Below are 6,050 nucleotides of genomic sequence, written 5' to 3' on the forward strand. Positions count from 1 at the left end.
GCGCGTTACTCGCTCGCGGTCGTTTGCTGCTCGGCCTGCGGTGCTGCGTCGGCTGATGCTTCCGCGGTCGCCGGCTGCGGCGCGGCGGCGTCGGCCTGCGGTTCCGCCTTCGGCTGCTGCGGTGCGCCCTTTGCTGCTTGAGCGCCGCCCTTGTTGCCCGGACGACGCGACTTCAACCGGCGCGCACGCGCCGCGTCGTCGTGCGTCACGCGCCCGGCTTCGTTACCTTGCAGATCGACCCGCACCGCGTCTTCGACGAGACACGACCAGTAACGATTGCCGCGGCACCACGTGGACATCGCCTCGCGCAGCTCTGCTTCAGTCAGGCCGACGGCCTGCGCCTCGCGGGCGAGGTCGTCCCAGATGCCGACCTTCAGCGGCACCTTCGGTGCCGGATTCTTCGGGAACGCGCGCGGGAACCGGCGCTGCAGTTTGCCGATCGCGACGATGACCGGATCGACCGGGGTCGACGGCTTCGCCGAAGCGGGCTTGGCACCGGACGGCGCTTTGGCCCCGGCACCCGATTTGGCCCCACGAGCGGGCCGGTCGCCGGACTTCGGCTTCGCGCCGGCGTCCGGTTGCGCAGCCGGTCGCTTCGCGTTGCGCTCCTGCTTGGCCTTGGCTGCGAGCTGCGCCCGCAATTCGGCAAGTTGTTCAAAACCCATAAATTCAATCCACCAGGAATATAAGGTGTGGTTCGTGCTGCCATTCCGCACATCGGCGTTTTGCCGCATTGCCTGCGGCTTCTGCCACCGATGCGGAACATTGCGGGGCCGCATCGCCACAACCGCTGTTTTCAGGCACCCGGCCACGATGCCGGATAAAGGCAGGAGTGGAAGTATACCGGTACGCGCGGCTGTCGGCTGACTCACCGGTTCGCATTTGACGGATCCGAGGGGCGCGCAATGCATCCACGCGGTCACGTTGCGCATTATCGCGGCGTTTTAACCGGTAGCGATACACGCGTTACGTAGTGCCGCTTTCGGTACTTTCGGTTTCGGTTCGGGGCTCACGCATCGCGCCAGTCATTCCACACTACGGAATGGCGAGCGATGGTACGGACGCCCAAGACGCCCGGCGCCTGCGGACTCACGTGGTCCGAAACACCTGGCTTTCGCGTACGATCCGCGCGGCGTGGCGGCGTTCGCGTCGATCGCTGCCGGTATTCAATTAGTTGCGTACGCATCGATCGTCGATCGTACGGCGGCACCGGAAAGTGCGTAGTATGGCCGGATCGACATCGTCGGCGGCCTGTGGTGGTTTCACTACGCACCGATCAGTCAACGCCATCGCTGTCGAACGCAAAGAGACCCGGTTGTCCGAAACGGAGCGGTTACATGAATCCCCGACACGACCTCCCGCACGACGGCATTACGCGCGAAGAGATTCACCATCGGCAGATCGACATGCGCGGCTATCGCCGCAGCGACGGCCTGTTCGAAGTCACGGCCTGTCTCGCGGACCGCAAGACGAGCGATTTCACCCCGCCGGGCGGCACGCGCACGTTCGCGGCGCTGGCCCCGATTCACGACCTCGGCGTGACGCTGGTGTTCGACGTCGACATGATCGTGCGCGCGGTATCCACGTTCATCCGGTCGCATCCTTATGCGCAGTGTCCGGGCGGCGGCGACACGCTGCAGGCGCTCGTCGGACTGCGCATCGGCGCCGGCTGGAACAGCGAGGTCCGCAAACGCCTGCCGTCTTGCGACACGTGCACCCATCTGAAGGAAATTCTCGGTCCGGTCGCGACCGCGGCCTATCAGACGATGGTCGGCGTGCGACCGTCGTCGCTGAATTACCGCGACGACAACGGAAAGCCGCTCAAGATCGACAGCTGCTATGCGTATGGCGCTTCGCGCGATCTCGTGAAGAGCCTGTGGCCCGAATATCATCCGCCGACCGTGTCGACCCAGGGTGACTAGGGCATCGATACGCGATCGGTGCCGCTGCGGCGAACGGCGATGCGAGTCGCGGCCGCCGTGTCCCGCGAAAAGTACGCGTCGCTTGAACTCGGTGCGATTGGAGACAACACGGCAGGCGTCGCGCGGCGGTCCTTGCGTGCGGCTGCGGCACCGGTTCGACCCGGTTGATCGCCGATGATCAGAACACGCCAAGCGCGAGCCCCGCAGCAAGACCCGCGCCGACCTCCGCGCAGCGCGCGAGATCCTCGGCGTCGATCGTCTTCGGCGCGAGGATCCGCTCCGGCGTCTGCGCATGGGTGCAGACGATCAGGCCTGGCGCCACATTCCTGAGCCGCCACCCGGTCGCGATCCGGTCAATCTGGCGCAGCGCGTTCTGTCCGTCGCTGCCCGCACAGATCATTGCCGCATACGGGCGACCGTTCACGCGATCGAGCGCCGCGTAGTAGCAGCGATCGAAGAAATCCTTCATCAGCCCGGACATCGCGGCGAGATTTTCCGGCGTCGCGAACAGATAGGCGTCGGCGGCGAGCACGTCGTCCGCGCTCGTCGCATCCGCACGCTGCAACCTGACGTCGACACCGGGCTGCTCGCGCGCGGCATCCGCGGCCGCTTCGGCCATCTGCTGCGTGCCGCCGGTCATCGTGTGATAGACGATCAACAGCGTCTTCATCGGTGTTCGCTCGTGTTGGGTTTCATATGCGTCGGCCACACGCGTCGGTACGGTTCATGCGGCTCAAACATGCGACCTCGATGTGTATGCCCGGTCCTGCGTTCGCCCCTGGTCGCATGACGCTTTCTTTCAGGTGGCGGATGCAGCGCACATCGAGTCAGTCGACGCGCCTGTTGCACTTCGCGCGTCGCATGACGCGCGTTCAGCCCTGTCCTGCACTTGGCGCACCGCCGTGATCCGGACGCGCGTAGTACGCAAGAAACATGTCGGCGGCCGTTTCCGCGACCTTCTGCTGTTCCTGCGCGCCCAGCGGCGGCTGCCCCATCGTCACCTGCGGCCAGAACGCGAACGCTTTCACGAGCCCGTGCAGCTGATGTGCAGCGAATACAGGATCGGTCGCCGCCAGCCGGCCAGCCGCCGCGGCCGCACGAATCCAGACCGTCACGTCCTCTTCACGCTCGCCCATGCGTTCGACCATGTCGCGCGCGCGTTCCGGCGAGTGGATGGCCGCGCCGATCGCGACGCGAGCGAGCGCGAGAAAAGCTTCGTCGTTCAACAGCCGCAATTTGCGGCCCAGCAGTGCGAGCAATTGATCACGCAGCGGCACGTCGGCGCAGTAGGCCGGCGCGCCGGCGGTCAGCGTCGCGTCCCACAGCTGGTGCAGGATCGCTGCGAACAATGCTTCCTTGCCGGGGAAGTGGTTGTAGACCGTACGCTTCGACACGTCCGCGCGCGCGGCGATGCGATCCATGCTGGTCGCGTCGTAGCCGGCCGCGCGAAATTCCTCGATCGCCGCGGCGAGAATTGCCGCGCGCTTTCGATCGGTCAGGCGCTGGGGGGAAGTGCTCGTATCCATGCAAAAATTTTACACCGCCGAGTTTACTTTTCCCAGGGATAAACTACACTGCTCAGTGTACTTTTATTTCCGGACGGATCGACATGGCTTCGCCTCTCGTTTTTCTTCATCGCGTACTGGGTTTCGCCGCCGCCAGGCGTGGCCGCACACTGTCCGACGAGTCGCCGCAGCACAATGGCGAACGCTTCAGCAATGTCACGCCGCGGCCCGTCGAAGGCTTAGGCAAGACCCTCGGCATTGCATGGAACATGCTGGTCAACAAGCCACGCAACACGGTTCCGACAGGGGCACTGCCGATCGATTCGCTGACTCGCGAGCAACTCGACGCGGCCCCTGACCGCAGCCTGTATCGGCTCGGGCATTCGACGCTGCTGTTGAAGCTGCGCGGTGAGTTCTGGCTGACCGATCCGGTATTTGCCGAACGTGCATCGCCGTTTCGACGCGTCGGCCCCAAGCGCTTCCATGCGCCGCCGATTGCGCTCGAGGATCTCCCGCCGTTGCGCGGCGTAATCCTGTCGCACGATCACTACGATCACCTCGACCGCGACACCGTGCTCGCGCTTGCGGCCACGACCGGCGTGTTCGTCACGACGCTGGGCGTCGGCGACCGCCTGATCGAATGGGGTATCGACGCGACGAAGGTACGCCAACTCGACTGGTGGCAAAGCATCGACATCGACGGCCTGACGCTGACCGCAACGCCTGCGCAGCACTTCTCCGGGCGCAGCCTGTTTGACGGCAACAGCACGCTGTGGGCGTCCTGGGTCATCGTCGCCGACGATCTGCGCGTGTTCTTCAGCGGCGACACCGGCTACTTCAACGGTTTCCGGACAATCGGCGAACGTCTTGGGCCCTTCGATGTGACGCTGATCGAGACCGGAGCATACGACCCGCAATGGCCCTACGTGCACATGCAGCCGGAAGAAACCGTGCAGGCGCACATCGACCTGCGCGGACGCACGCTGATACCGATTCACAACGGCACGTTCGATCTGGCGATGCATCGTTGGCAGGAGCCGTTCGAGCGCGTCACGGCGCTGGCAATGGTGCGTGGCGTCGAGCTAGCGACGCCCAGGATGGGCGAGCGGCTCGATCTGAATGAGCCGCATCGCGGTGAACGGTGGTGGCGAACCGTCGATGACGCAGAAAAGGCACCGGCAGCGAAGCCGCGCCGGTGGCAGCTATGCGCATCGCAGACGACGAAGTAGGTTTGCTGGCCGTGGCGCTTCTGGTCTGGAGCGTCGCGCTGCGGCGGCGGTTTTTCGTTACGGCGCGAGGCTTGGCGGCGGACTCTTCAATTGAGTGTCGATGACGATGATCGGCCGGCCGGAAAAACAGACGTTCGGCATCGGCCGAGATCTATTCGGTCGGCCGACGATGCCGACGCGCTTCGTCTCCCTGATGCAGATTCTCTAGATTCCGGATTGGCCCGCCGCGCCACGATAGACACGTCGATCATCTCAGGCTGTCTACAGAATCACATGTCGCTCGACCCGCCTTGGCGCGCACTGTAGAGTCAACATAGCCAGCCCCGAGCTTTGGCTTCTCCCGACATCCCGGCAGTTCGAGATCCTGCACGCTCGTTGTCACGTGACAACTGGCGATCGAGAGGAAACCACATCGACTGAATTTTCCCCTCCGGCTGTTCAGCGCGCTGCATCAGGTCGCCGGTATGTCGATCGGATTGAACTTCTCTGCGGAACGTGTTTTTCACCACGAAACACGTATCATACGATACGATTTCGCACCAACCATCATTGCTCGCAGCCAATCTCCCGCGCGGAAATACATGCGCCCCCATTTTGCCGGTAGATCACGTGTATTTTGCGTGAAACAACATGAAGAAAGTGGCGCAACTCATTGCCAGACAAGGGTTTACGAAGACACCCCGTTTTTCCGAAATGTTTCACGCACGGATCCACGTCGCCTCATGTCGCCGGACATATGAATTTACCTTCAAAAGAGGAATTGTCACGCGAGGCTACGTGACAGGATGCCGATGTCGGCCTCCATCAAATCAATCGCTGATACAACAAGCTCGGAATATCTGCCCCTCCCCTGCCCCAAGGTTGTTGCTTGGTGGATGCTGAACTGGCCAATTTATTGGGGCCATATCATAGGCCCTAGAATCCGGGCCGGCATGCACTCCCGAGAGCCCACGCCATTGAAGGATGCCAGGAGAAGGCGTCAGCTGACCTGACTAGTTGAACGGAATATAGACGCATACGCCCAAGCTCGCATAGCGCGCCTCGTCCAAGACCGAGTGCGTGCCACGCCGCTATCACGCCGGTCATTCCCGGATAGAACCGCACCGGTTGTCACGTGACAACCGCTCGCCTACATCGAACGCCGATCAGCGACCGGACCCAACTGACCAACATCGCTTCCCGTCTCCCCCAGATTCCTTCACGGTAGCGATCTCTACCGTGGCCGCGCTCGGGCAGAAGACGTCCGTCCTCAATCGCCAGTGGGGAGGTTGTCACGTAACAACCCACCCACCCGTCGCAGTCGCAGTCGCAGTCGCAGTCGCAGTCGCAGTCGCAGTCGCAGTCGCAGTCGCAGTCGCAGTCGCAGTCGCAGTCGCAGTCGCAGTCGCAGTCGC

The 6,050-nt window shown here is 63.4% G+C and carries 5 protein-coding genes; 2 read left to right on the forward strand and 3 right to left on the reverse strand.

Annotation, left to right across the window (positions count from 1 at the left end; all coding sequences use genetic code 11):
• Positions 1 to 5: 5 nt before the first annotated feature.
• Positions 6 to 665, reverse strand: coding sequence for a ProQ/FinO family protein (locus ACVK00_RS31160; RefSeq protein WP_228910965.1), 660 nt, complete (start codon positions 663 to 665; stop codon positions 6 to 8).
• 672 nt (positions 666 to 1,337) lie between these two features.
• Here ACVK00_RS31160 and ACVK00_RS31165 point away from each other — a divergent pair.
• Positions 1,338 to 1,922: a DUF2889 domain-containing protein gene (locus ACVK00_RS31165; RefSeq protein WP_284901068.1), complete on the forward strand. Its 585-nt coding sequence runs from the start codon at positions 1,338 to 1,340 to the stop codon at positions 1,920 to 1,922.
• A 178-nt stretch (positions 1,923 to 2,100) separates the two neighbouring features.
• Here ACVK00_RS31165 and ACVK00_RS31170 read toward each other — a convergent pair whose 3' ends face one another.
• Positions 2,101 to 2,592 carry a flavodoxin family protein gene (locus ACVK00_RS31170; protein ID WP_228910407.1) on the reverse strand — a complete coding sequence of 164 codons (492 nt, stop codon included), beginning with the start codon at positions 2,590 to 2,592 and terminating at the stop codon, positions 2,101 to 2,103.
• Positions 2,593 to 2,794: 202 nt separating this feature from the next.
• Positions 2,795 to 3,448: a TetR/AcrR family transcriptional regulator gene (locus tag ACVK00_RS31175; RefSeq protein ID WP_284901066.1), complete on the reverse strand. Its 654-nt coding sequence runs from the start codon at positions 3,446 to 3,448 to the stop codon at positions 2,795 to 2,797.
• 83 nt (positions 3,449 to 3,531) lie between these two features.
• Here ACVK00_RS31175 and ACVK00_RS31180 point away from each other — a divergent pair, with 83 nt between their 5' ends.
• Positions 3,532 to 4,656 carry an MBL fold metallo-hydrolase gene (locus ACVK00_RS31180; protein WP_228910966.1) on the forward strand — a complete coding sequence of 375 codons (1,125 nt, stop codon included), beginning with the start codon at positions 3,532 to 3,534 and terminating at the stop codon, positions 4,654 to 4,656.
• Positions 4,657 to 6,050 lie beyond the last annotated feature (1,394 nt).

This window comes from Burkholderia sp. PvR073, assembly GCF_054055695.1.